The sequence below is a fragment of the Amycolatopsis sp. GM8 genome (assembly GCF_021653975.1).
GTDB lineage: Bacteria > Actinomycetota > Actinomycetes > Mycobacteriales > Pseudonocardiaceae > Amycolatopsis_E.
In genome coordinates, this window is the sequence record NZ_JAJKFK010000012.1 from 17,506 (window position 1) to 41,916 (window position 24,411).

21 protein-coding genes are annotated in these 24,411 nt (G+C 68.3%); 14 read left to right on the top strand and 7 right to left on the bottom strand.

Annotated elements, in window-relative coordinates:
* Positions 1-3 precede the first annotated feature (3 nt).
* Positions 4-876: a hypothetical protein gene (locus tag LOZ83_RS36775; protein ID WP_236796497.1), complete on the top strand. Its 873-nt coding sequence runs from the start codon at positions 4-6 to the stop codon at positions 874-876.
* Positions 869-1,603 carry an HpcH/HpaI aldolase/citrate lyase family protein gene (locus LOZ83_RS36780; RefSeq protein ID WP_236796498.1) on the top strand — a complete coding sequence of 245 codons (735 nt, stop codon included), beginning with the start codon at positions 869-871 and terminating at the stop codon, positions 1,601-1,603. Before LOZ83_RS36775 ends, LOZ83_RS36780 begins: the two co-directional genes overlap by 8 nt.
* Here LOZ83_RS36780 and LOZ83_RS36785 read toward each other — a convergent pair.
* From LOZ83_RS36785 to LOZ83_RS36795, 3 genes are read right to left on the bottom strand one after another with little or no spacing between them, the layout of a single operon-like run.
* Positions 1,575-2,564: a DUF4185 domain-containing protein gene (locus LOZ83_RS36785; protein ID WP_236796499.1), complete on the bottom strand. Its 990-nt coding sequence runs from the start codon at positions 2,562-2,564 to the stop codon at positions 1,575-1,577. The two genes, LOZ83_RS36780 and LOZ83_RS36785, sit on opposite strands and share 29 nt — an antisense overlap.
* A 38-nt stretch (positions 2,565-2,602) precedes the next feature.
* Entirely contained in the window at positions 2,603-3,259 is a 657-nt protein-coding gene (locus tag LOZ83_RS36790) for a response regulator (protein ID WP_236796500.1), read from the bottom strand.
* Positions 3,256-4,848 (bottom strand): sensor histidine kinase, encoded by a 1,593-nt coding sequence (locus LOZ83_RS36795; protein WP_236796501.1) that lies wholly within the window; start codon positions 4,846-4,848, stop codon positions 3,256-3,258. Before LOZ83_RS36795 ends, LOZ83_RS36790 begins: the two co-directional genes overlap by 4 nt.
* A gap of 161 nt (positions 4,849-5,009) precedes the next feature.
* Between LOZ83_RS36795 and LOZ83_RS36800 the strand changes: the two genes are divergently transcribed.
* The 4 genes from LOZ83_RS36800 (at position 5,010) to LOZ83_RS36815 (ending at position 8,604) form a co-directional block, all read left to right on the top strand.
* The gene (locus LOZ83_RS36800; RefSeq protein WP_236796502.1) at positions 5,010-5,813 is read left to right on the top strand and encodes an ABC transporter ATP-binding protein; all 804 of its coding nucleotides are present in this window, start codon (positions 5,010-5,012) and stop codon (positions 5,811-5,813) included.
* Positions 5,803-6,678, top strand: a complete 876-nt coding sequence (locus LOZ83_RS36805; protein WP_236796503.1) for an ABC transporter permease — start codon at positions 5,803-5,805, stop codon at positions 6,676-6,678. Before LOZ83_RS36800 ends, LOZ83_RS36805 begins: the two co-directional genes overlap by 11 nt.
* 16 nt (positions 6,679-6,694) lie before the next feature.
* Positions 6,695-7,738, top strand: coding sequence for an ABC transporter substrate-binding protein (locus LOZ83_RS36810; RefSeq protein WP_236796504.1), 1,044 nt, complete (start codon positions 6,695-6,697; stop codon positions 7,736-7,738).
* A gap of 179 nt (positions 7,739-7,917) precedes the next feature.
* Positions 7,918-8,604, top strand: a complete 687-nt coding sequence (locus tag LOZ83_RS36815; RefSeq protein ID WP_236796505.1) for a G1 family glutamic endopeptidase — start codon at positions 7,918-7,920, stop codon at positions 8,602-8,604.
* A 282-nt stretch (positions 8,605-8,886) separates the two neighbouring features.
* Here LOZ83_RS36815 and LOZ83_RS36820 read toward each other — a convergent pair whose 3' ends face one another.
* Positions 8,887-9,843 carry an NADPH:quinone oxidoreductase family protein gene (locus LOZ83_RS36820; RefSeq protein WP_236796506.1) on the bottom strand — a complete coding sequence of 319 codons (957 nt, stop codon included), beginning with the start codon at positions 9,841-9,843 and terminating at the stop codon, positions 8,887-8,889.
* 242 nt (positions 9,844-10,085) lie between these two features.
* Complete coding sequence (gene rsmI, locus LOZ83_RS36825) at positions 10,086-10,910, bottom strand: 16S rRNA (cytidine(1402)-2'-O)-methyltransferase (RefSeq protein ID WP_236796507.1); 825 nt, start codon at positions 10,908-10,910, stop codon at positions 10,086-10,088.
* A 35-nt stretch (positions 10,911-10,945) separates the two neighbouring features.
* Between rsmI and LOZ83_RS36830 the strand changes: the two genes are divergently transcribed.
* Complete coding sequence (locus LOZ83_RS36830; RefSeq protein ID WP_236796508.1) at positions 10,946-12,499, top strand: dolichyl-phosphate-mannose--protein mannosyltransferase; 1,554 nt, start codon at positions 10,946-10,948, stop codon at positions 12,497-12,499.
* 581 nt (positions 12,500-13,080) lie between these two features.
* Here the strand turns inward: LOZ83_RS36830 and LOZ83_RS36835 are convergent.
* Entirely contained in the window at positions 13,081-14,793 is a 1,713-nt protein-coding gene (locus tag LOZ83_RS36835) for a serine/threonine-protein kinase (RefSeq protein WP_236796509.1), read from the bottom strand.
* A gap of 218 nt (positions 14,794-15,011) precedes the next feature.
* Between LOZ83_RS36835 and LOZ83_RS36840 the strand changes: the two genes are divergently transcribed.
* From LOZ83_RS36840 to LOZ83_RS36870, 7 genes are all read left to right on the top strand, one after another.
* A complete protein-coding gene (locus LOZ83_RS36840) occupies positions 15,012-16,691 on the top strand; it encodes a hypothetical protein (protein WP_236796510.1) in 1,680 nt (559 codons plus the stop codon).
* Entirely contained in the window at positions 16,688-17,002 is a 315-nt protein-coding gene (locus LOZ83_RS36845) for a hypothetical protein (protein WP_236796511.1), read from the top strand. The genes LOZ83_RS36840 and LOZ83_RS36845 overlap by 4 nt, the downstream gene beginning before the upstream one ends.
* A 43-nt stretch (positions 17,003-17,045) precedes the next feature.
* Positions 17,046-18,911, top strand: coding sequence for a propionyl-CoA synthetase (locus LOZ83_RS36850; protein WP_236796512.1), 1,866 nt, complete (start codon positions 17,046-17,048; stop codon positions 18,909-18,911).
* Positions 18,912-18,977: 66 nt separating this feature from the next.
* Complete coding sequence (locus LOZ83_RS36855; RefSeq protein WP_236796513.1) at positions 18,978-19,724, top strand: SDR family NAD(P)-dependent oxidoreductase; 747 nt, start codon at positions 18,978-18,980, stop codon at positions 19,722-19,724.
* Between the two features lie 135 nt (positions 19,725-19,859).
* Positions 19,860-21,422: a beta-N-acetylhexosaminidase gene (locus LOZ83_RS36860; RefSeq protein ID WP_236796514.1), complete on the top strand. Its 1,563-nt coding sequence runs from the start codon at positions 19,860-19,862 to the stop codon at positions 21,420-21,422.
* Between the two features lie 72 nt (positions 21,423-21,494).
* The gene (locus LOZ83_RS36865) at positions 21,495-22,301 is read left to right on the top strand and encodes an SGNH/GDSL hydrolase family protein (protein ID WP_236796515.1); all 807 of its coding nucleotides are present in this window, start codon (positions 21,495-21,497) and stop codon (positions 22,299-22,301) included.
* On the top strand, positions 22,274-22,807 hold the full coding sequence (locus LOZ83_RS36870) for a TetR/AcrR family transcriptional regulator (protein ID WP_236796516.1): 534 nt from the start codon (positions 22,274-22,276) through the stop codon (positions 22,805-22,807). Before LOZ83_RS36865 ends, LOZ83_RS36870 begins: the two co-directional genes overlap by 28 nt.
* Before the next feature lie 129 nt (positions 22,808-22,936).
* Here LOZ83_RS36870 and LOZ83_RS36875 read toward each other — a convergent pair whose 3' ends face one another.
* A complete protein-coding gene (locus LOZ83_RS36875; protein ID WP_236796669.1) occupies positions 22,937-24,361 on the bottom strand; it encodes an aminotransferase class I/II-fold pyridoxal phosphate-dependent enzyme in 1,425 nt (474 codons plus the stop codon).
* Positions 24,362-24,411: the final 50 nt, after the last annotated feature.

The window sequence follows — 24,411 nt, forward strand, 5'->3', positions numbered from 1 at the left end:
GTCATGTACACAAAGGACGATCCACGTGCCGCGCTGGGCGGATCGGAAGTCGCCTCCGACATCGCCGCGCCGGAGTATCACGACTTCTCCGGGCAGGGCCGTGGCACCTGGATCACGCGGGCACAGAACGTCGTGCTGGCCTACACCCGGCCGGGCACCGGCGAATCGCTCGGCAAGGGCGACTTCCACTTCGAGCAGGTGCTGATCCTCGTGAACGACTCGTCGGCCGCGGAAGTTGTCGCGGGCGCCGAGCAGGTTTCGTTGCAGGGCCAGGGGATCATCGTGATTCCGCCCGGTGTCAGCGAAGTCGTGTCCACTGGGGACGGTGATCTGGTCCGGCTGATCCAGCACGACGAACCGGGCTGGGCTTCCCGGGCGAGCAACGCTTCTTCTTACGAGACACCGCATCCGCGCGTGACAGCGCTTTCACCGGGGCCCGCTCCGGTTGGTGGTGACCGGCTGCGCGTGTACCCGCTGGCCGGCATTCCGCGGGATCCCCAGCGGTTCGGGCGCATCTTCCGCACCCGCGCGTTCATGGTGAACTTCCTGCCGCTCAGCGAAGGTCCGCGCGATCCGGCGAAACTGTCGCCGCATCACCATGACGACTTCGAGCAGATCTCGCTCGCGGCCGAAGGCGAGTACGTGCACCACATCCGCACCCCGTGGACGACCGACTCGCGCACCTGGCGCGAGGACGATCACGAGCGTGTCGGCAGCCCGTCGGTCACGATCATCCCGCCGCCCACCGTGCACACCTCGGCCGCCGCGGCCGCCGGGCGCAACCAGCTGATCGATATCTTTTCCCCGCCCCGCAAGGACTTCGCCGCGCAGCCGGGGTGGGTCCTCAACGCCGAGGAGTATCCGCAGGATGTTTGACAACGCGGAGGTGCCGGTCGGCACCTGGCTGAAGATCGCCGGGCCGGAACCGGTGGAGATCATGGCGTACGCCGGTTTCGACTTCGTGATCGTCGATCTCGAGCACGCGCCGCTGACGCTGGAAACGGCGTACCGGCTCATCAACAGCGCGGCCGCGCTCGGCATGACGCCGCTCGTGCGGGTGCCGGACCACAGCCCGTCGACGATCCAGAAAATCCTGGACGCCGGTGCGCGGGGCGTGCTGGTGCCGCATGTGGACACTGTCGAGCAGGCGCGGGCGGTGGGCCGCGCGACACGGTTCCCGCCCGAGGGTGACCGCGGCGCGGGCGGTACGAGCCGGGCCGGCCGCTGGGGCTTGCGGCCGAACGCCGAGTACGTCGGCGAGCACGTGTTGTGCATTCCGCAGCTGGAAAGCGAAAAGGCGATCGCGGCGGCGCCGGAGATCCTGGCATTGCCGACGGTGGACGCGGTGTTCGTCGGGGCTGCCGACCTGTCGATGTCCATGGGCACCACGCCCGCGGACCCGGCCGTGCGGGAAATGATCGCGCAGACACTGCGGCACGCGTCGGCCGCCGGCAAACCGTGCGGGCTGGCGTTCGCGGCCGCCGCTCCGGCCGTCGAGGCGATCGGGCAGGGGTGCGGGTTCGCCGTCGTCTCCAACGACGCCTCGATGCTCGCGACCGCCGCCCGGTCGCTGGTCAGCCAGGTGCGAGGCGGGACCGCATGAGGAACACGTTGTACGGGCCCCATTGGGACATCAGGTAGTAGATGTCCGGGCCGTCGAGGGCCCACGGGTGGAGGTAGCCGCCGTACAGGCCGGGGTAGTGCGCGCCGGGGACGACGACCTCGCCCGGTGACCACGGTCCTTCGAGGCGGTCGGCGGTGTGCAGCAGGATCGCGCCGCCCGGGTCGTCGAGGTGCATGGCGAGCCACTGTCCCAAGTGGACACTATAGGCGACGGACAGTTCGCCGACCGGGCCCGGCAGCACCGGCGCGGCGGCGAACTCGTCGCCGCTCCAGCCGGTTCCGGTGAAATACTCGTACGCGCCGGCGTTCATGATCTCGGGTGTTCGCGTGCGAGCGAGATACGCGTCGCCGTGGCGGCCGTTGGTCGTGCCGAAGAGGTACACGTGGTCGCCGTCGCGGGCGAACGCGCCCATCTGGAAGGGATCGTCACGCTCGGCGCGGTTGATCCAACGGGAGCCGTGCGGCTTCTCCCAGGTCACACCACCGTCCACAGAGGACGCAAGCCCGCCGTAGTTGGTGTGCCACTGACCGGGCTGCCCCCACTGGCGGACGGACATGTACTGCACGTACTGCACCCCGTCGATCGCGATACCCGTGTTGGGGATGACGGTGACCTCGTCGCGCCGCTTGTCGCGCGGGATCACCTGCGCCGCGGTCCCGTCGCGCCGGGGGATGAACCCGTCGAGCGTGAGCCCTTGCGAAAGGTCGCGGGTGCGGGAGAACGCGAGGACGTTGGAGCGCCAGTCCGCCTCGTTCGGCCCGCCGCCGTGGGCCGCGCGCCCCTCGCCGAACGTGTCCCCGAAGAGCACGAACACGCGCCCGTCCCCGCCGTCCCACAGGATTCCGAGATCGGTCCCATGCACCGCGAACCGCCGGTCGGTGGCGTTCATCGCCCCAGGCCCGGTGATCTGCGCGATCTGCTCAGTGTGTTCGACCTTCATACGGACCAGGCTAGGTGCGGCCCGCTCCTCGCGCCCGATCACCCGCGCCAGCTGTACTCGTGCTCCGGCCTTCCGGTCGCGCCGTAGCGCAGCCGCATCTCGACCGTGCCGGCTTCGGCCAGTGCGGTCAGGTAGCGCTGCGCTGTGGCGCGCGCGACGCCGAGTTCCGACGCGATCTCCGCCGCCGACAACGGGGTCGCGGCGCGCTGCAGCTGGTCGGACACCAGGCGGGCCGTCGCGCTCGACTGTCCTTTCGGGGCGGCGGCGCGGTCCTGTTCGTGGAGCACGCGGAACGCGCGGTCGACGTCCGCCTGGGTGAGGTTGGCGTCCTCGCCCACCAGCCGCCGGTACCGGGCGTAGCCGGTCAGGCGCTCGGCGAGCTGGCGCGTGGTGAACGGTTTGATCAGGTAGTTCAACGCGCCGCCGCGGAGCGCCGCGCGGACCGAGCGGGTGTCGGTCGCCGCGGACAGGATGATCGCGTCGGTCCGCAACTCCGCCAGCAGGCTCAACCCCGACTCGTCGGGCAGGTACACGTCGAGCAGCACCAGGTCCGGCGACAGCTCCCGCACCCGCGCGCGAGCCTCCGCCGCAGTGTGCGCCGTGCCGACCACCGCGAACCCCGGCACCTCGTCGACGAAACCCGCGTGCACTCCCGCCACCCGGAAGTCATCGTCCACGATGAGCGTGCGAATCATGCGTCCTCCAGCACATCAGGCAGTGCCGCCACGAACAGCGCACCCCGATCCTCCCCACCGGCATCCGCGAGCCACACATCGCCCCCGCGCGCACGGGCCGCCTGCCGCGCCAGCGCGAGACCCAGCCCGTGCCCCGGCGCGATCTTCGTCGACACCCCCTCGTCGAACAACGTTTCCCGCACCTCGGAAGCCACTCCCGCACCACTGTCCACAACGGATACGTGCAGGGTGGAACCGTTTCGCAGCAACGCGATTTCCACCGTGGAACGCGTGCCCATCCGGGCCGCGTGCACGGCGTTGTCCAGCAGGTTGCCGACCACCGTGTTCACCGCGATCGGGTCGGTCACGCTCGCCGGCACCCACGAGTCGTCGGCCAGCCCCAGGGTCACCCCCTTCTCCTTGGCCTGCTCGATCTTCGCGGACACCAGCGCCCGCAGGTAGGGATCGGTCACCGTGTCCCCGAGCCCGTCCGGGCTGACCGAGGTGTCCGTCAGCGCCTGCAGGTACTCGACGGCTTCTCCGTTGTGCCCCAGCTGAAGTAGTCCGGAGAGTGTGTGCAGCCGGTTGCTGAACTCGTGCCGCTGCGCACGCAGACCGTCCGAAAGGGACCGTACGGCGGACAGCTCCCGCGTCAGCGCGTCGAGATCCGTGCGGTCGCGGAAGGTCAGCACGCTGCCGAGGTCCCGATCATCACGGTGGACGGTCCGCGAGTTGACCACCAGCACCCGGTTTCCGGCCACCGCGAGGAGATTGTCCACGGGCTGCCTTTCCGCCACCGCTTTGCCGAGGCGCGGGGAAAGGTCCAGATCGGACACCGGAGCGCCCACCGGCAGCGGTTTCCCCAGCAGCCGCTCGGCTTCCGCGTTACGCACCGACACCCGGCCCGCCGCGTCCACCGCAAGCATGCCCTCGCCGATCCCGTGCAGCACGGCTTCCCGCTCGTACAACAGTTCCGTCAGCTCATGCGGTTCGAGACCGTGCGTCAACCGGTTCAGGCGCCAGCTCAGCAGCGCCGACGCGGCCACGCCGAGTGCCAGCGCGCCGGCCGCGAACAACGCGCTGGTCAGGGTCAGCCGGACCAGATCCCCTGTCGCGTCACCGATTTCGTACCCAACGCTGACCTCGCCGACCACCCGGCCGTCAACCGCGAAGATCGGTGTCTTGCTGCGCACCGAAACTCCGAGCGTGCCCTGCTGCACGGCACTGACGACGTCGTTGCCCGCCAGCGCTTCCGACGCATCCGTGCTGACCCGCTTGCCGATCTGGGTCACGTCGGGATGCGCCAGCCGGATGCTGTTGTCGTCGGTGATCACCACGAACAGCGCGCCCGTGCGACGGGTGACCGCCTGCACGAGCTCCTCGAGTTCGCCGCCCTGCTGCCTGGCGGTGGCGTTCGCGACCACCGCGGGATCGACCGCCACCGTGTGCGCGATCCCGAGGGCACGCTCGCCGTACTGATCGCGCAACGTGCCCCACAGCAACCAGCTCACCAGAGCGAGGCCCACGGCCAGCAGCAGCACGACGAGCCCGATCTGCAGGATCAGGATCTGCCGCGAGAACCGCATGCGCCCGAAGACACCTTTGTCCATGCGGCGACACAGTACCCGCTGGTCAAGACCATGCGGAAAATGAGCAAAACGCTAAGAACGCGCAGTGGGCACGCAGAACGCGGACAAGCTTCACCGGCCGAGGCCGGGGTTCTTAACGTGCGTTTCACGGTTCCCCCACCGAGTGACGAAGGAGTCACCCGATGTCCTCACCACTGATCGAACTGATCGGTGCCACCAAACGGTTCCCGAGCGGGAGCGGCTCGGTGCACACCGCGGTTCGCGATCTCGACCTCACCGTCGACCCGGGCGAGTTCGTCGCCGTCGTCGGGCCGACCGGGTGCGGCAAGTCGACCACCCTGTCGCTCGTCTCCGGGCTGCAACCGGCCTCGGCCGGACAGGTTCGGGTCAACGGCGAGCCCGTGACGTCCATTCCGGACGGTGTCGGCTACATGTTCCAGAACGACGCGGTGATGCCGTGGCGTTCGGTCCTGGACAACGTCGCGTCGGGCCCGCGGTTCCGCGGCGTGCCCAAGGCAAAGGCGCGCGAACAGGCCGCCGATTGGGTCGGCCGCGTCGGCCTCTCCGGGTTCGAAAAGTATTACCCGCACCAGCTTTCCGGCGGTATGCGCAAGCGGGTCGCGCTCGCCCAGACGCTGGTCACCGAGCCCCGCATCATGCTGATGGACGAGCCGTTCTCGGCACTCGACGTGCAGACCCGCGCACTGATGCAGGACGAGCTGCTCCGCCTGTGGTCGGGCAGCGGGGCGGCGGTCGTGTTCGTGACGCACGACCTCGAAGAGGCCATCGCGCTGGCCGACAAGGTCGTCGTGCTGACCAGCAGCCCGGCCACCGTCAAGGACGTGTTCACCATCGACCTGCCTCGCCCGCGACAGGTCGAGGAACTGCGCCTCACCGAGGGCTTCCTGCGGATCTACCGCGAGGTCTGGGAGTCGCTGCGCGGCGAGGTCGACAAAGCCCGGGGAGGAGTCCGCGATGTCGCTTGAGACAGCCCTGCCGATACTCGTGCAGCCGGAGACCGAGGAGATGATCCTTGCCCGGCAACGGAAACACGTCCGCCGCCGGAGCGTGAACACATGGCTGCTGCGGCTGGCGATCGTGGTCGTCTGGCTCGGCAGCTGGGAACTTTCCGCCAGGCTGTGGATCGACCCGTTCTTCTACTCGATGCCGTCCCGCATCTGGGACCGGCTCGCCGGCTGGTTCACCACCGGCACCGACTTCGGCTCGATCTGGTACCAGCTCTGGGTGACCGTCGAGGAAGCCGTGCTCGGGTTCGTGCTCGGCGCGCTCGCCGGTGTCGTCCTCGGCGTGATTCTGGGCCGCAGCCAGTACTTCGCGGACGTGCTGGCGCCGTTCATCAAGGCCGCCAACGCCGTGCCACGGATCGTGCTGGCCTCGCTGTTCGTCATCTGGTTCGGCCTCGGGCTCTCGTCGAAGGTCGCGACCGTGATCGTGCTGGTGTTCTTCGCGGTGTTCTTCAACGCCTTCACCGGCGCCCGCGAAGTGGACCGCAACCTGATCGACAACGCGCGCATCCTCGGCGCGGGACGGCTACAAGTGTTGCGCTCCATCGTGTTGCCGAGCGCGACGTCGTGGATTCTGTCCTCTTTGCACACCGCGTTCGGCTTCGCGCTGATCGGCGCGGTGGTCGGTGAGTACGCCGGATCCAAGGCCGGCATCGGTTTTCTCATCGCGAACGCGCAGGGCACGTTCGACTCGGCCGGCATCTACGCCGCCATGATCATCATCACCGTCGTCGCCCTGGTCGCGGAATGGGGCATCGGTCATCTGGAGAACCGGCTGCTGCGCTGGCGGCCGTCCGTTTCGAGCACCAGCACTTCTGCTGTCTAGAAAGGACACCGGATCAATGAGGATTCGCCGTATCACCGGCGCTGTGGCCGCGCTCGCGCTGGTCGTCGCCGGCACCACCGCCTGCCAGGACTCGCGTGTCGCGCAGACCGGGGCCGGCGGCAAACCGAAGGTGACGATCATCGTCGGTGGCCTGGAGAAAGTCATCTACCTGCCCGCGATGCTGACCCAGCAGCTGGGCAACTTCACCGCACAGGGCCTCGACGTCGAGCTCCAGGGTGAGCAGTCCGGCGCCACCGCGGAGACTTCGCTGGTGGCCAAACAGGTCGACGGCGTCGTCGGGTTCTACGACCACACGATCGACCTGCAGGCCAAGGACCAGTGCATCCAGAGCGTGGTGCAGATGGCCAACATTCCCGGCGAGGCCGAAATGGTCGGCACCAAGAGCACGATCAACAGCTCCGCGGACTTCAAGGGCAAGAAGCTGGGCGTGACCTCGCTCGGCTCGTCGACCGACTTCCTGACCAAGGCGCTCGCCGCGAAGGCGGGTGTCGGGGCCGACCAGTACACGCCGGTGAAAGTCGGTGCCGGGCAGACGTTCATCGCCAGCCTCGACAACGGCGGGATCGACGGCGGGATGACGACCGACCCGACGATCGCCCAGCTCACCAACACGGGCAAGGCGAAAGTGCTCTACGACATGCGCACGCCGGAGGGCACCAAGTCCGCGCTCGGCGGGCTGTACCCGGCGACGTCGCTGTACCTGAACTGCGACTTCGTCCAGCAGAACCACGACGTGGTGCAGAAACTCGCCAACGCGTTCGTGGCGACACTGAAGTGGATCAGCCAGCACAGTGCGGAGGAGATCGCGGCGAAGATGCCGCCCTCCTACAGCGGTGGCGACCAGGCGCTGTACGTGAAATCGATCAAGGACAGCATCGGGATGTTCAACACCGACGGGAAGATGGACTCCGACGGCGCGAAGAACGTGCTCGAGGTGCTGTCCTCGTTCTCGACGAACGTCAAGCCCCGCAAGGATTCCATCGACCTGTCGAAGACCTACACGACGGAGTTCGTGGACGCGGCGGCCAAGCAGGGCTGAATCAGGCAGGAAGGGGCCGGGCGATGGTGCCCGGGCCCTTTGCCTGTTCTTTAACTCTGCTTGGTTGGTTATTTTGAGCCTAAAGTAGCTGTTGGCCAACGATTTCCGAATCGATAATTACCGGCGGTACACCCCCGATCACGCTCTAGTCCCTGCCAGTGAACGGATTGGAATCCGCCATGAAATCGACCCTTGCCCGGTGCGCGAGCCTGCTCTCGATCGCCGCCGTCGCCACCACCGCCTTCGCGGGCACGGCGAGCGCCGCACCCGTGTTCGGCGCCAGCAACTTCTCCGGTGGAAACTGGGGTGGTTACGTAAGTTTCGGCAGTTTCACCAGCGCGACAGCCAGCTGGGTCGAACCGTCGGTCACCTGCAACTCCGCCAACGACCTGTTCGCCCCGTGGGTCGGCATCGACGGTGACGGCTCGTCGACCGTCGAGCAGACCGGCGTCGCGACCGACTGCTCCAGCGGATCGCCGGTGTACCAGGCGTGGTACGAGATGTACCCGGCCGCGCCGGTGTACTACAACGAACCCGTCAGCGCCGGTGACCACATCACCGCGACGGTGACCCGCACCGGCACGAGCAGCTACCAGCTCGTGATCAGCGACACCAGCCAGGGCTGGTCCAAGACCACGACGAAGTCGCTGGCCTCGCAGCACGCGTCGGCCGAGGCGATCATCGAGTCGCCGACCGACTCGTACCCGAACATCAGCGGCGGCGTGGCCTTCACCGGCGTCAAGTTCGACGGCACGAACCTCGCCTCGACCTCGCCGTCAGGCCTCGACGCCGACGACCGCGGCACCGGCACGTGGAGCCCCGGCGCGATCTCCAACGGCACCGACTTCACGATGACCCGCCACTGACCCCTGCAGGTCCACTCGCCGTGTTCGCCCGCCACGTCGGCGAGTTGGCTCCCCACGTCGGTGAGTTTGCCCGCCACGTCGGCGAGTTTGCCCGCCATGTCAGTGAGTTGGCTCCGGGCGCGGTGGCTTCGCCAGCACGGGAAGCCACCGCCCCGGGATCGGCCAACACGCCCGCGTACCGCGCCAACACGCGCGCGCAGCGGGCCAACACACCCGCGCGAATCGCCAACACGCCCGCGCGGCGGGCCAACACACCAGCGCGGCGGGCAAACACGGCGTCCGTCAGCGGCGCGGGTCCAGGATCAGCTTGCCGACCGTGGCACGGGAGCGGAGCGCTTCGTGGGCGGCCCGGGCCTCCGACAGCGCGTACTCACCACCGGCGATCGCGCGGATCTTGCCGGCCTGCGACAGCTCGAACAGCTCCGCCATCGCCTTGCCGTAAACGTTGCCCGGCAATGAAAGCGCGTGCGGAATCCACATTCCGGCGATGGCCGTCGAGTGGCGGAGCAGGGACCCCAGCTGCACCGGCTTCGGCTGCTCACGGCTCGCCATCCCGTAGAACGCGAGCCGGCCGAACGGAGCCAGCGCGTCGATGCTCTGGTCGGTGACCCGCCCACCGGTCATGTCGAGGACGACGTCCACCCGGTCGCCGCCGTTGGCCTCACGCAGGGTCGCCGTCATGTCCTCGGCCCGCGAGTCGACCGCGACGTCCGCGCCGAGTTCCAGCGCCAGCGCACGCTTCTCCTCGCTGCTCGCCGTCGCGATCACCCGCCCGGCGCCCCACGCTTTCGCCAGCTGCACCGCGATAGTGCCGACGCCACCGGCAGCCGCGTGCACGACGACGCTTTCCCCTGATTCCAGATGCACACTTTTGCGCAACAACAACCACGCCGTCGCACCCTGCACGATGAACGAAAGCGCGGAAAGGTCATCCACCCCGTCCGGCACCGGGACGAGGGTCCGACGCGCGGCGACCGTACGTTCGGCATATCCGCCGCTGCCGGTGAGGGCGACCACGCGGGTACCGTCGGAGGTGCGCCCGACCACCTCGCCGCCGGGCACGAGTGGTAGCTCACTCGGTGCCAGGTAAGTGTTTTCGGCCTGATGGGTGTCCGCGTAGTTGACCCCGGCGTGGTCCACCTCGATCAGCACCTGCCCCGCACCGGGCACCGGATCGGGCAGTTCGACATTTAGCAGGACTTCGGGACCACCGAACTCGGTCACTTGGACAGCACGCATGGAGTAAACCTTACTCCCCGGTAATGGGATGAATGGCGGTAGTGTTGTCCGGGCCGTGGGGATTTGTCATCGGGGGAGCTATGAATGACAAAAAGGTCAGCTATCCAATACCGGGGGACATCGGATATGTCGTCGTCGGGGACTACCAGCGACGGCTGACGGTCGAGCTGAACGTGCAGGCCGTGCGCAAGCTGCCGGCCTCCGTGGTCAGCAAACGGGTGATGATCGCCGCGAAGCGCGCGCTAGCCTCGGCGCGCAGCGAGGACGGCGTCGTAGAGCTCTTTCCTGGAGACGCCGGTGACATCGGCGATTTCGGCGGCGACGGATTTGAGTCGCTCGCCGGCGGCGACGCGTGACGCCACCTCCTCGACCAGGTCGCTGACACTCACCGCGGCCGGCTGGGCGCCTTCGAGCACCACGGTGATCTCGCCGCGCACGCCGTCGGCCGCCCACTCGGCGAGTTCGGCGAGCGTCCCGCGGCGCACCTCCTCATAGGTCTTCGTCAGCTCGCGGCACACGGCCGCGCGACGGTCGCCAAGCGTCTGCGCGGCCTCCGCCAGGGTTGCCGCGAGCCGGTGCGGCGACTCGAAGAACACGACGGTGCGCTGCTCAGCGGCCAGTGAGGCGAACCATTTGGCCTTTTCGCCGGCCTTGCGTGGCGCGAAACCCTCGAAGCAGAACCGGTCGCTCGGCAGCCCGGACACGGCGAGTGCGGTGGTCACCGCCGATGGCCCGGGCAGGCACGTCACCGGCAGGTTCTCCGCGACACAGGCCGCGACCAGGCGATATCCCGGGTCGGAGACGCTGGGCATGCCCGCGTCGGTCACCAGCAGCACCGTCTCGTCGGCGTGCAATGCCTCGAGCAGCTTGGGTAGCCGCGCTGTCTCGACGTCCTCGTAGAAGCTGACGATGCGTCCGCTCGGTGTGACGTCGAGCGCCGCGGCCAGCGCGCGCAGGCGCCGGGTGTCCTCCGCCGCGATGACGTCGGCGTCGCCGAGTGCGCTGACCAGGCGGGGTGAGGCGTCCCGTGAGTCACCGAGCGGGGTGGCGGCGAGGACGAGCGGCATAGGTGCAGCTTACGGGCCACCCCTAGAATCCAGGCGTGACCGCCATGCTGACGCGCCCAGCTCCGGATCCGGTGGAGGCGCTGCGCCCGCCGACGGACCGCGAGGCGACGCTGTTGGGGCGGCCGATGCCGTCGGACCGGCTGCGCGGCTGGATCGTCACGATCGTGCTGGGCGTGGTCGCGGCGATCACCCGGTTCCAGAATCTGGGGTTCCCGACCGACAAGGGCACCCCGATTTTCGACGAGAAGCATTACGTGCCGCAGGCGTGGCAGATGCTGCGCAACGGCGGGTTCGAGGACAACGCCGGGTACGAGCTGGTGGTGCACCCGCCGCTGGCGAAGCAGCTGATCGCGGTCGGCGAGTGGATGTTCGGCTACGACGGGTGGGGCTGGCGGTTCAGTTCTGCGGTCGCGGGCACGATCATCGTGGTCCTCGCGGTGCGGGCCGCACGCCGGCTGACGCGGTCCACGCTGCTCGGTGGGGTCGCGGGCATCCTGGTCATCTGCGATGGTGTGCTTTTCTTGCAGTCGCGGATGGGGATGCTCGACATTTTCATCGCCCTGTTCTCGTTCGCCGCGTTCGCGTGCCTGTTGGTGGATCGGGACCAGGTGCGGCAGCGGTTGGCGGTCGCGGTCCGGGAAGGCTGGGCGGACGAGTCGCCGTGGGGGCCTCGGCTGGGTTTCCGCTGGTGGCGGTTCGCCGCGGGGGTTTGTGTCGGGCTCACTTTCGCGGTCAAATGGTCCGGCTTGTACTACATGGCTTTCTTCGGCCTGCTCGTCGTCGGCCTGGATGTGGCGGCCCGGCGCGCGGCGGGTGTTCCCCGGCCATGGCTGGGCACCCTGCGGCGCGATGTCCTGCCCGCGCTGTGGGCGATGGTCGCCATTCCGGTTTTGCTGTACCTGGCAAGCTGGTGGTCGTGGTTCGCGAGCGAGTCCGCGACCGACCGGCATTACACGGAGATCAAGAACATCGCGCCGGGTTTCTGGGGCTGGGTGCCAGCAGGGCTGCGTTCGCTGGGTGATTACTCGATGAACGTGCTGCACTTCCACGAAACCCTGTTGACGCCGAAAAATGATCCGCATCCGTGGGAGTCGAAGCCGTGGGTGTGGCCGATGGGCCTGCGTCCGATGCTCTATTACTATGAGTCGGGCACGGCGGTTTGTGGCACAACGGACTGCGTCCAGGCAACGATGTTGATCGGGACGCCCGCGACCTGGTGGCTGGCCCTACCGATGATCGGCTGGGGTTTCTGGCGCTGGTTCTTCCGGTTCGACTGGCGCTATGCCATGGTCCTGACGGCTTATTTTGCCGGATACCTGCCGTGGTTCACCAACATCGACCGGCAGATGTACTTTTTCTATGCCACACCCATGGCCCCATTTCTCGCCCTGGGCCTGACACTTGTGCTCGGGCAAATCCTCGGCAGCGCCAAGCGAGGTTTCGAGCGCCGGGGCACAGGATTGTTGGTGGTGGCACTGTACGTCGGGCTCGTGGTCGCAAACTTCGCCTGGCTCTGGCCAATCCTCAATGGTGACCCCATCTCCGGTGCCCACTGGCAAGCGGAACTATGGCTACCAAGCTGGCGCTAGCCGCGTAGCAAGCAAACTCACCGACGCCACGGGCAAACTCACCAACGCGGCAAGCAAACACGCCCGCGCCACGGGCAAACACGCCGGAACCTGGCAACGGAACGCAACAACAAGAACAGCCCATCCACACCTCCCCCAACCCCGATAGAAAGCCGCCCTAGCGGTTGGCACGTCGTGTCAAGGGTGGACGAAGTCCATCGCGAAGCGACGCCGAAGGCGCCCTTGACGCGACGTGCCAACCGTTAGACGATCGGCGATCGGGGTGGGCGCGACACCGTCACCCGGCGCGGAGCGCCGGGACCCCTCGCGCGGAGCGCGAGGGAAAAGAAAAAGATGTCCTCGCCGGACGGGCAGGCTCCAGGATGGCCGGGCCCAAAGGGATCTCACCTTGAGTGGGTGGTTGAGTTGGGTGGTCATCCCGTCGCCTGCGGTTTTCGAATATCACTTTTCGTCAGACCCGCAAGCATTGGTCTCTCGGCCGCCGGACCCGGCCAAGGTTGCGGCCCTGACGAAAAGTGATCGTGCCGGTGTCAGGCGACGGGATGACCACCCAACTCGAGCCGTCGGCTTGCGCCGCAGCCTCACGCCCGCGGCGGCAATGCCCTCGTACCCGACGCTTGCTGCCTGGGCACGATCCGAGTCACCGGCCCGTCCGCGGACTTACCTGCCCGGGCCAGCCAGCCTTCGACCTCCCGCCGGACGGCGTTCAGTGTCGGCCGCCGCCGGGGTTCGTTGTCGAGCGAGGCGATCAGCAGCCGGGCGTGCGCCGAGCGTTGGGGCAGGCGTGACGCCGGTTCCGCCCGAGCCGCCGCCATCAACGCTGCCATCGGGCTTTCGCGGGTGCCGCGCGGCGGATAGCCCGACAGCGCATAGGAAACCGTCGCCGCGAGCTGCCAGGCATCCGAAGCCGGGGAGGCAGCGGCACCAGCCGCCTGCTCGGGCGCGACGAAGTCCGGGGTGCCGATCATCATGCCGGTGGCGGTCATCGTCGAGTCGCCGCGGCTGCGGGCGATCCCGAAGTCGATCAGGTGCGGCAGGCCACCTGGGTCGAGGATGATGTTCGACGGCTTGATGTCCCGGTGCAGCACACCTTTCTCGTGCGCGGCCGCGAGTGCACCGGCTGTCGTCGCCCAGAGGCGTGCGGCGGCGATGTCGTCGAGCGGGCCCTGGGCGTCGACCGCCGTGGCGAGTGCCTGGCCCTCCAGGTATTCCATCACCAGCGCGAGCCCGTCCGGCTCCTCGACCAGGTCGTACACCTTCACGCAGTTCGGGTGGCTGACCATGGCGAGGGCGCGGGCCTCGCGGCGCATGCGTTCCTCGGTGTCCTGGTCGGGCGCGTGCGCGATCTTCAACGCGACCGTGCGGCCCAGCTGGTTGTCGACCGCCTGCCACACCGTGCCGAACCCACCGTGCCCGAGCCTGCGGACCCGCCGGTATCGCTCGCCGCCATTGGCCGTCGAGCCGGGCGGCAGGGGCACCGGGCCTGGCGCGGACGCGAGCTGCTGTGCGGGCGCGACCGTCGTCGGCTTGTATTCCTTCGGGGGCACGGGCGGCGGTGTGGGTCGCGGCTGCGGTGGCGGTTCGGGCTTGCGTTCCTGCCGTGGCCGGTTGATCACCGACCACGGCGGCGGCCCGACCAGCGTGACCGGGATCAGCCCCAGCACGGCGACCGGCAGGAAACCGAGCCACAGGTGCACGGCCGTGTTGGCCTCGACGGTCGCGCTGAACACCACGAAGATCACGTACGGCACCCACAGCAGCCGGCCCGGCCACTTCTGCCCACGCCGCATCGCCGTCCGCGCCTGCAGCATGATGAAGAACATCGTCAGCACCGGCAGCCCGACGAGCGCGCCGAGGTAGTAGCCGTAGGCGAGCGTGCTGCCCGAGGGGTAGAAGAGCGTCTCGAAGACGTTCTGCCCGCCGCCGAGGTACTGGCTCTGCCTGCCGATGAACCCGCAGTACTGCCGGTTGAGCGTGCCCACCTCACTCGCGGACAACCCGGACTGGTGCCCGGTGAACGCGGCGCGGAACGTGCCCGAGATGCCGTTGGCCAGCAGCCACGGCACCAGGAACACCAGCACCACCCCGGTCACGGCGATCACGCTGATGGTCACCGCGTCATATCTGTTGCCCGTGAACTTGCGCATCATCGCGACGATCACGGCGCCCAGCACCGGGAACAGCGCGATCAGCGCACCGGCCGCACTGGTCGCCCACACCCAGTCACCGGGGCAGAACCCCGGGTTGAACAAGGTATGCGCGAGGGACAGCAACCAGCTCGCGAATGCGTTCACCGCCGGTCCCTCCTGCTCGGGTGTGTCGGGCCCCCACCCTATTCGTCCTTCTGACGCAGGATCCGACTGGCAGGTTGCGGTCGGATTCCGGGTCGGCGGCCTGACCGGCACGCCCGCCTGGATTGACCCGTTTCTCCCCCAATGGCGGTAACCCTTAAGGGTTATGCGTGCTACGTTCGGTGCCCTTTCGGACACGAGAACGCACTGGGGAGAAGCGGATGTTGACCGCGCCCGACACGGCCACCATGCAGGACGACACCACGCGCTACCTGTGCGCGGCGACGCACCTCGACTACCGGTACGCGGACGCGGCGATCCGCGAGTTCGTGGTCGAGCCGACGCGGCCGATCCCGCCCTCGCCCGGCTTCCAGCCGGTGAGCGTGCTGGTCGAGGCCATCGCGTCCCGCGCCCGCCGCAAGTACCGCGACGGGGCGCTCGCGGTGCTGCTGGGTCTGTTCATCTGGCTCGCCTGGGGCACGTGGCTGCTCTACGGCTGGCTGATCGTGGGCGTGGCCGCGGCGGTCCCGTCGATGCTCGGCAAGGGCAGCCGGGCGCGCAAGGCCGGCGCCGCGATCGCCGTGGCCGCAGGGCTCGTGCTGATCATCGCCTTGGTGTCCGGCGGGTTGCAGGACATGCTCGACTCCGGTTCGAGCAGCCGGTACTACGCCGACGACTACTACCCCTACGAGACACCCGTCGAGCTGTGGCCGATCTCGCTGATCCCGCTCGCCCTGATCGGCGTGCTGCTGATCGGCGACCGGTTGTTCGTGTGGAACCTGCTGCGCACCCGCTTCGGTTACGGCACCAGGAACCTGCCACCGGCTGACCCGTTCGAGGCGCAGCAGCAGATGCTCTCGATGAGCCCGCCCCGGTTCGTGCGCCACCTCGACCGCTACCGCGCCGCCATCCCGTGGCCCGACGGCGGCGCGCCGCTGATCGTGCATCGCGGCTACAACCCGTTCGTCGGTGCCGGCCTGCACCGCGAACCCTGGTCGATGGCGTTGCCGCTGGAAAAGCTGTCGAAGGACACGAAACCGGACGGCTCACCGTTCGACGAGCTGACCACGGTCTCCTTGTACGACAAGGTGCGCGAAGCGATGTCGGCGCTGCAGGCGAGCACGGCGCTCTCGCCGGACCAGCGCCTGCGCGACCTGAAGATCATCGACGCGGTGTACGCGTCCTCGTCGGAACTGATCGACCATCTCGAAGACCCGGCGGCCGGCCTCTATCTGTCCGATGTGGACTTTCCGCCGAACCCGGCGCTGCCGCCCGCCGAGGTCGCCGAGCTGCGCCGCCAGCCACGGGAATGGGCGCGCTACTACCTGTGCTTCCAGGTCGAGACCTGGGACCGCGACCTGGTGATGTCGAGCTACCTGCACGCGGCGGTCGACGAGACCACGCTGTACCTGGAATGGACCCCGACCGTGCTGCCCCCGATCCACCCGGGGTACCGCGCGGTCGACAGGATGACGTCGAACCTCGCCGTCCCGCTCGGCCAGGCGTTGCTGCGCTGGGTGAAGCTGCCCGCGTCGATCCTCGGCCGCACCGTGCACACGCTCGGGCTGATCCACCCGCTGCGCCGGGAGCGCGGGGTGATCAACCCCGACGCGTACGGCTCGCTGCGCACGTTGCGGGAGATGGCCGCGGCCAGCGATGTGCCGAGCTACTTCCAGCTCGTCGACGTCGAGCGCTACGAGAAGATCATGCACAGCAGGCTGATCCCGGCGATCAGCCGCATCCTGCGTGACAGCGGCTACTCGCCCGCCACGTTCGAACGCCAGGCCGCGATGGTCGTGAACAACGACGTCACCATCGAACGGAACTTCGGCGCGTTCAACGTCGGCGGCAAGGTGTTCGGCGACCTGGGCGGCGCGACCGTGAAGGGCGGGGACGAGTGAACAACGTCAATATCGGCGGCGACAACTACGGCGCCTTCAACGTCGGCGGCACGGTCAAGGGGAACCTGAGCGGCGCGACGGTGCACAACCCGCGGCTGGCGGAGCTGCTGGGCCAGTTGCGCGACGACGCGCCCGAGGCGCGCGCCGAACTCGCCCAGCTGCAGGAGGATGTCGCGTCCGGCGCCGCGAAACCCGCGGAAGTGCGGTCCCGCTGGGAAAAGATCAAGGCGACGCTGACCGGGATGGCCGAGGTCAGCGGCCCTGTCGCGAAGACCGTGACCGCGGTGCACGAGCTGATCTCGGCACTCTGAGCCATGATGTGGGGACCGGCTCGACGACGAGGAGGTCTATCCCATGGGTGGCTACGCCGAGGAATACCAGCGCAGCCTGGCCGACCCGGACGGGTTCTGGCTGGACGCGGCCAAGGCCATCGACTGGGTCCGCGAACCGCGGAAAGCGCTCGACGCGACGAACGCGCCGCTCTACCGCTGGTTTCCCGGCGGTGAGCTGAACACGTCGTACAACGCGCTGGACCGGCATGTCGAGCGCGGCCGCGGCGAACAGGCGGCGTTGATCTGGGATTCGCCCGTCACGTCGAGCAAACGGACGTACAGCTACGCCCAGTTGCGGGACGAGGTCGCGCGTTTCGCCGGTGCGCTGCGCTCGCTCGACGTCGGCAAGGGCGACCGGGTGATCATCTACATGCCGATGGTGCCCGAGGCCGTCATCGCGATGCTGGCATGCGCACGGATCGGCGCGGTGCACTCGGTCGTCTTCGGCGGCTTCGCACCGAAGGAACTGGCGGCCCGGATCGAGGACGCCAAGCCGAAGGTCATCGTCGCGGCGTCGTGCGGGGTCGAGCCCACGCGGGTGGTCGAGTACAAGCCGATCATCGACGCGGCGCTCGGCGCGACCGCGCACCAGCCGGACAAGATCGTTGTGCTGCAACGGGATGCGGCCAAGGCGGAACTGGGCCCGCGCGACGTCGACTGGCAGGACCTGACCGCCGAGCCGGCCGCCCCGGTGCCCGTCGCGGCGACCGATCCGTTGTACATCCTCTACACGTCGGGCACCACAGGGAAGCCGAAGGGCGTCGTCCGGGACACCGGCGGGCACGCGGTCGCGCTCGCGTGGTCGATGGGCGCGGTGTACGACATCCAGCCGGGCGACGTCTGGTGGACCGCGTCCGACGTCGGCTGGGTCGTCGGGCACTCGTACATCGTGTACGCACCGCTCCTGATCGGCGCGACAACCGTGCTGTACGAAGGAAAACCGATCGGCACGCCGGATGCGGGCGCGTTCTGGCGCGTCATCTCCGAACACCGCGCGAAGGCGTTGTTCACCGCACCGACGGCGCTGCGCGCGATCAAGCGCGTCGACCCGGACGCCCGCGAACTCGAAGCGTACGACCTGGCCGATTTCGAGACCCTGTTCCTCGCCGGGGAGCGGCTCGACCCGGAAACCTACCGGTGGGCACACGAAAAGCTCGGCACGCCGGTCGTCGATCACTGGTGGCAGACCGAAACGGGCTGGCCGATCGCGGCGAACCCGCGCGGCCTCGAACCCATGCCGGTGAAACCGGGCTCGGCGACGGTGCCGCTGCCGGGCTATGACGTGCGGATCCTCGACCCGGCCGGCGAGCCGCTGCCGGCCGGCCACGAGGGCGCGATCGCGATCCGGCTGCCGCTGCCGCCGGGCACCCTGCCGACGCTGTGGGGCGATGACCAGCGGTACATCGACTCGTACCTGTCGGAGTACCCGGGCTTCTACCTGACCGGCGATTCGGGCTACCAGGACGACGAAGGCTACCTGTTCGTGATGGGCCGCACCGACGACGTGATCAACGTGGCCGGGCACAGGTTGTCGACCGGCTCGATGGAGGCGGTGCTCGCGGCGCATCCGGCGGTCGCGGAGTGTGCGGTGATCGGCGTGCACGACGAGCTGAAAGGCCAGCTGCCGCGCGGGCTCGTGGTGCTCAAGGCCGGGGCGGACATCCCGGAGGACACGCTGCGTGAGGAGCTCATCGCCGCGGTGCGCCGCGACATCGGGCCGGTGGCGGCATTCCGTCAAGTGTCCATTGTAGACGCGCTGCCGAAGACGCGGTCCGGCAAGATCCTCCGCAAGACGATGCGCGGCATCGCCGAAGGCCGGGACGAGCCGGTCCCCTCGACCATCGAGGACCCGGCGGTGCTCGACGCGCTCCGCCCCATCCTGCGGTGAACCGGTAGTTTGCCGATACCGCAAGGAACTTTGCCTCCGCGCCAGCAGGCGGCCGAAACTGCGATCATGACGACGGAGAAGACCGGCCTGTCCGGCTCGATCGCCCTGATCACCGGTGCCACCGCGGGCATCGGTCGCGCCACCGCGCTCGCCCTCGCCGAACGCGGCGCGGAGGTCATCGTGCACGGCCGCGACCCGGATCGGGCAGCGGACACCGTCACCCGCATCGAGGCACTCGGCGGCAAAGCCCGATTCGAGGCTGCCGATCTCGCCGACGCGGGCGAGGTCCGCCGCCTGGCCCAGGCCGCCGGCCAGATCGACATCCTGGTCAACAACGCGGGCATCTTCCGATTCGCGCGTACCGCCGACACCGACGACACCACCTTCGACGCGCATGTCGACGTCAACCTGCGCGCCCCGTTCCTTCTGGTGCAGGCACTCGCTCCGGGCATGGCAGCCCGCGGCCGCGGTGCGGTGGTCAACGTCAGCAGTGGTGCCGCGGCCGTTCCGGGCCACGGCACCGGCATCTACGGGGCGACCAAGGCCGCCCTCGAATCGCTGACCCGGGCCTGGGCCGCCGAGTTCGGTCCCGCCGCGGTCCGGGTCAACACCGTCGCCGCAGGCCCCACGCGCACCGAAGGCACCGCCGCATTCGGCGAACAGTTCGAGACAGCCGGGAAATCGACCGCGCTGCAGCGCCTTGCCGACGCGGGCGAGATCGCGGACGCGATCGCCTTCCTCGTCTCCCCCGCGGCCGGCTACGTCAACGGCGCGGTGTTGAACGCCATGGGCGGCATGCCCGCCATCGGCTGATCACCCGTGGACCATCGAGCCGACCACCGAAAGAACTGCGCTGTTCGGGCGGACCCACTGTGAGGCATTGCATACCGGGATGAAGTGGTCTATACCTTTGAGGATCCGCTCCCCCCGACAGCCGGAGTGTGCCCGATGCGTAGACGCGTGTCCCTGGCAAGTTTGTTCGGCGCGGCTCTCCTGGTGCTCACCGCATTCGCCCAGCCGGCGAGCGCGGAGGGGACCAGCAAGCAGCTGACCGACGTGATCCCCATCCCCGTTGACGCGAAACCCAACCCGCGAGCCGATTTCCGGCTCGACCCGGCGACCGTGATCGTCGCCGACCGAAACGCCCGGCAGGTCGCCGACTACCTCGGCGGCCTGCTGCGGCCGTCCACCGGCTACCGGTTGCCGGTGGTGTCGCGCGGTGGCGGCTCGACGATCGAGCTGGACCTCGGCCCGACCGCGAAGGTCGGTGACCAGGGCTACCGGCTCGACACCGACCGGCACGGCGTGACGATCCGCGCCAACACGACCGACGGCCTGTTCGCCGGCGTGCAGACGCTGCGCCAGCTGCTGCCCGCGTCGATCGAGGCGAAGTCCGTGCAGCGTCACGCGCGCTGGGTGGTGCCCGGCGGCAGCATCACCGACTACCCGCGGTTCGGCTACCGCGGCGCGATGCTCGACGTGGCCCGGCATTTCTTCACACCGGACCAGGTCAAGCTGTACATCGACCAGATCGCCCAGTACAAGATCAACCGGCTGCACCTGCACCTGGCCGACGACCAGGGCTGGCGGATCCAGATCAAGAGCTGGCCGAACCTCACGGCCCACGGTGGCAGCACCGAGGTCGGCGGCGGCGCCGGTGGCTACTACACGCAGGACCAGTACAAGGACCTCGTGGCGTACGCCGCCTCGCGGCACATCACGATCATTCCCGAGATCGACATGCCCGGGCACACCAACGCGGCGTTGTCGTCGTACGCGGAGCTGAACTGCGACGGCGTGGCCCCGCCGCTCTACACCGGCACCGACGTCGGCTTCAGCTCGTTCTGCGTGGACAAGGACATCACGTACAAGTTCCTGGACGACGTGATCCGCGAGCTCGCCGCGATCACCCCGGGCAAGTACCTGCACATCGGTGGCGACGAGGCGCACGCGACCACCCCGGCGGACTACCAGACGTTCATGGGCAAGGTGCTCCCGATCGTGGCGAAGTACGGCAAGTTCGCCGAGGGCTGGAACGAGATCGCGAGCGTCAACCCGCCCGTGACCACGGTCCCGCAGTTCTGGGACACCGACGGCCAGGACGCCGCGACGGCCGCCGCGGCCGCGCGGGGCAACAAGATCCTGATGTCGCCGGCAAACAAGGCGTACATCGACCAGCAGTACAACCCGGACAGCCCGCTCGGCCTGCACTGGGCCGGGTACGTCGAGGTCCAGGACTCCTACGACTGGGATCCCGCCACGGCCGTGCAAGGCGTGAGCGAGAATCAGGTGGCCGGGGTCGAGGCGCCGTTGTGGTCGGAGACGATCACCGACAACCACGACATCGAGTACCTGGCGTTCCCGCGGCTCGCGGGGATCGCCGAGATCGGGTGGTCGCCACAGTCGACGCACGACTGGAACACCTACCGTGAGCGGCTGGCCGACCAGGGTCCGCGATGGGACGCCGAGGGCATCAACTTCTATCGGTCACCGCAGGTGGACTGGAAGTAGTCTCAGTAGACACTGTCCACATCTTTTGATATCAAGGTCTTCTTGGGTGAACAACTCATGACGGAGACCTGAATGCAGTACGAACGCTTCATTGCCCTCGGGGATAGCTGCACCGAGGGGCTGTACGACCCGTACCCGGGCAGCACCAGCTACCGGGGCTGGGCGGATCTGGCCGCGGCGAGTCTCGCCACGGCCAACCCCCAGCTCCGGTATGCCAATCTCGGCGTCCGGGGGCGGCGGCTCGACCAGATCGTCGTCGAGCAGATCCCGTCCGCGCTCGACCTGCAGCCCGACGTCGTGGCACTCTTCGGCGGCGCGAACGACGTCATGAACCGGAACTCGCGGGCCGAGGTCGTCGCCCGGCGCGTCGACGCGGCGGTGCGGATGCTAACCAGGTCGGTGCCGACGGTCGCGGTGTTCACCCTGAGCGATGTGTCCAGCCGGATCCCCGGCGTGCTGCCCATCCGCCCCCGCATCGACGCGCTGAACGTCGCGATCCGCGAGTCGGCCGCGCGACACGGCGCGCTGCTGGTGGACCTCGCCGACGAGCAGGTGGACGACCTGCGCTACTTCGGCCCAGACCGGCTGCACCTGTCGGAACCGGGACATCGGCGGCTTGCGGCGCACCTGTTGACCCGGCTCGACGTGCCATTCGATCCGGCTTGGCTCGAACCGCTTCCCGGGGAGCCGGTCCACCCGGGGTTGGGCTCGCACGCCCACTGGATGTGGCATGAGGTGCTCCCGGCCGCCGCCGCCCGCACCCGCGACTGGTTCACGGGCCGTTCCCCCGGCGACGGCTTCACCGCGAAACGCCCCGAACTGTTGCCTGTCCTCGCCGACAAGTTGAACCCGTGGCCCGCGACCCCCGGCAGCGCCTGATCTCCAGTGCCGTCGCCCTGCTCGCCTCCGACGGCGTCGAGGCGGTGACCCTGCGGCGGATCGCCAGGGCGGCCGGGGTTTCACACAGCGCCCCACTGCGTCACTTCAGCGGCCGCGCGGAGTTGCTCTCGGCCGTGGCCGGCGAAGGCTTCGCGGAACTCGGCGAGGCCGCCCTCCCGTCGACGGACGCGCAGGCCCGGTTGCTGGCGGCATGCCACGCCTATGTCGAGTTCGCCCAACGCAACCCGGCGATGTTCGAGCTGATGTTCAGGCACGATCTGATCGATACGGCTGGTCTGGATCAAGCGCTGTTCGTGAGGTTCACGAAGCTGGTCGCGGACGCGCAGGCAGCGGGCTGGCGTGCCGACGCCGACACCCAGGGATTGGCGGCGTCACTGTGGGCGGCTGTGCACGGGCTGGCGGTTTTGTGGTTGTGGGGTGGATTGGCGGCGCGGGATTTATCGTCCATATTGGACGTGACGTTGGCCAGCTATCTGCCTCGGTAAACCAAAAGACAAAAGATTAAAAGATGCCTCGCCGGCGGGCAGGCTCCGGGATGAGGGGAGCCAGGGGATCTTGCGTTGGGTGGGTGGTTAAGTTGGGTGGTCATCCAACTCGGTCCTTGGCTTTCGCCGCTACTGTCTGCCCGGACTGATCCGCTTTCCTGCCGCCCTCAGGGTTTCCCAGGCCTTGTCGATGTGGTGTTCCTTCGTGGCCGGGCTGCCGATCGCCATTCGTAGCCAGACCTCGTCGCCGATCTTTGTGTGGCTCAAATACAATTCGCCCGAGGCGTTGACAAGTTCCATCACGTCATGCGCATCGGTCCGAAGTGGACGGAAGCATACCAGGCCGAACGGGTGGTGCGACCGTAGCTCGAAGTCCGGGTCCGCCGCGACGAGCGAAGCGAACCGCTCGGCTAGGGCGATGCCCGTCCGAACGTGGTCCCGCAAGCCTTCCGCCCCATACCACCGGATCACCGACCACAGCTTCAGCGCACGGAAACGCCGCCCCAACGGAACTTGCCAGTCCCGGTAGTCGATCACGTCACCGGACTCGCTCGCCTGGTTGCGCAGGAACTCCGGCAGAATCGAAAGGGTATCGATCATCGGCTTACGGTCCCGGACCCACAGAACAGTGCAGTCGAAGTTCGTCAGCAGCCATTTGTGCGGGTTCGTCGCATACGAGTCCGCGTATTCGGCTACGCCATCGTTGATCCACCGCAGTTCCGGACAAACGGCGGCAACACCGGCGTAGGCAGCATCGACATGTAGCCAGATTCCGCGTTCCCGGCAGATCTCGCCGATAGCGCGCACGGGATCGATCGCCGTCGTGGACGTGGTGCCGATCGTCGCGCACACCATCACCGGAATGGCGCCCGCTGCGACATCCTCGTCGATCAAGGTGAGCAGGTGCGCCGGGTCCATCTCGAGTGTTTCGGGGTCCACCCGCACAGTCCGGACATTGTGGGCGCCGATCCCCGCGATCCGGCCCGCCTTCTCCAACGACGAATGCGTCTGCGAGGAAACGTAAACCGTGTACCGCTCCCCGATCCCGTCCGCTCCGGCGACACCACCGCTCACCCGCTGCAGCGCCGAGAGCATCGCGACGAGCGACGCGCCCGAGGCGGAATCCTGGATCACGCCACCACCGGCCGAATCCGTCCGGAAATGCGCGCGCAGTCCGAGTAGCTCCGCGAGCCAGTCGACGGTCAACGTCTCCAGCTCGGTGCAGGCCGGGCTCGTCGCCCAGAGCATGCCCTGCACCCCGAGACCCGACGAAAGGAGGTCACCGAGGATGCCCGGCCCGCTGCCGTTGGCCGGAAAGTACGCGAAGAAGTTCGGGTGTTGCCAGTGCGTGATGCCGGGCATGATCACGCGGTCCAGATCGGCCAGCACCTTCTCGTACGGCTCGCCCTGCTCGGGTGGATGCGCGGGCAGCATCGCCCGCACCTCGCCCGGCCGCGACTGCGAGCGCACCGGGTACTTCTCGATCCCGGCGAGGTAGTCCGCGATCCAGTCCACGACCTGCTTGCCATAGTGCCGGAACTCCTCCGGCGACATATGCCCTGCCATGCACCCCAGCTGACCAGGTCCGAGCCGGGTTCCGCAAC

Excerpts from the sequence above, each read along its gene's own strand:
- LOZ83_RS36785 (WP_236796499.1), bottom strand. The coding sequence starts at position 2,564 with ATGAAGGTCGAACACACTGAGCAGATCGCGCAGATCACCGGGCCTGGG.
- LOZ83_RS36795 (WP_236796501.1), bottom strand. The coding sequence starts at position 4,848 with ATGGACAAAGGTGTCTTCGGGCGCATGCGGTTCTCGCGGCAGATCCTG.
- LOZ83_RS36820 (WP_236796506.1), bottom strand. The coding sequence starts at position 9,843 with ATGCGTGCTGTCCAAGTGACCGAGTTCGGTGGTCCCGAAGTCCTGCTA.
- LOZ83_RS36860 (WP_236796514.1), top strand. The coding sequence starts at position 19,860 with ATGCGTAGACGCGTGTCCCTGGCAAGTTTGTTCGGCGCGGCTCTCCTG.
- LOZ83_RS36780 (WP_236796498.1), top strand. The coding sequence starts at position 869 with ATGTTTGACAACGCGGAGGTGCCGGTCGGCACCTGGCTGAAGATCGCC.
- LOZ83_RS36810 (WP_236796504.1), top strand. The coding sequence starts at position 6,695 with ATGAGGATTCGCCGTATCACCGGCGCTGTGGCCGCGCTCGCGCTGGTC.
- rsmI (WP_236796507.1), bottom strand. The coding sequence starts at position 10,910 with ATGCCGCTCGTCCTCGCCGCCACCCCGCTCGGTGACTCACGGGACGCC.
- LOZ83_RS36875 (WP_236796669.1), bottom strand. The coding sequence starts at position 24,361 with ATGTCGCCGGAGGAGTTCCGGCACTATGGCAAGCAGGTCGTGGACTGG.
- LOZ83_RS36840 (WP_236796510.1), top strand. The coding sequence starts at position 15,012 with ATGTTGACCGCGCCCGACACGGCCACCATGCAGGACGACACCACGCGC.
- LOZ83_RS36815 (WP_236796505.1), top strand. The coding sequence starts at position 7,918 with ATGAAATCGACCCTTGCCCGGTGCGCGAGCCTGCTCTCGATCGCCGCC.
- LOZ83_RS36775 (WP_236796497.1), top strand. The coding sequence starts at position 4 with ATGTACACAAAGGACGATCCACGTGCCGCGCTGGGCGGATCGGAAGTC.
- LOZ83_RS36855 (WP_236796513.1), top strand. The coding sequence starts at position 18,978 with ATGACGACGGAGAAGACCGGCCTGTCCGGCTCGATCGCCCTGATCACC.
- LOZ83_RS36790 (WP_236796500.1), bottom strand. The coding sequence starts at position 3,259 with ATGATTCGCACGCTCATCGTGGACGATGACTTCCGGGTGGCGGGAGTG.
- LOZ83_RS36800 (WP_236796502.1), top strand. The coding sequence starts at position 5,010 with ATGTCCTCACCACTGATCGAACTGATCGGTGCCACCAAACGGTTCCCG.
- LOZ83_RS36805 (WP_236796503.1), top strand. The coding sequence starts at position 5,803 with ATGTCGCTTGAGACAGCCCTGCCGATACTCGTGCAGCCGGAGACCGAG.
- LOZ83_RS36850 (WP_236796512.1), top strand. The coding sequence starts at position 17,046 with ATGGGTGGCTACGCCGAGGAATACCAGCGCAGCCTGGCCGACCCGGAC.
- LOZ83_RS36865 (WP_236796515.1), top strand. The coding sequence starts at position 21,495 with ATGCAGTACGAACGCTTCATTGCCCTCGGGGATAGCTGCACCGAGGGG.